The sequence below is a fragment of the Vibrio jasicida CAIM 1864 = LMG 25398 genome (assembly GCF_000400365.1).
GTDB lineage: Bacteria > Pseudomonadota > Gammaproteobacteria > Enterobacterales > Vibrionaceae > Vibrio > Vibrio jasicida.
On sequence record NZ_BAOG01000104.1, the window covers coordinates 1 to 317 of the forward strand.

At 52.7% G+C, this 317-nt stretch carries 1 rRNA gene; it reads left to right on the forward strand.

The features are described 5' to 3' along the window. Positions 1-317, forward strand: a 16S ribosomal RNA gene (locus VJL_RS22980); the annotation flags it as partial.

The window sequence follows — 317 nt, forward strand, 5'->3', positions numbered from 1 at the left end:
ATTTGACGTTAGCGACAGAAGAAGCACCGGCTAACTCCGTGCCAGCAGCCGCGGTAATACGGAGGGTGCGAGCGTTAATCGGAATTACTGGGCGTAAAGCGCATGCAGGTGGTTTGTTAAGTCAGATGTGAAAGCCCGGGGCTCAACCTCGGAATAGCATTTGAAACTGGCAGACTAGAGTACTGTAGAGGGGGGTAGAATTTCAGGTGTAGCGGTGAAATGCGTAGAGATCTGAAGGAATACCGGTGGCGAAGGCGGCCCCCTGGACAGATACTGACACTCAGATGCGAAAGCGTGGGGAGCAAACAGGATTAGAT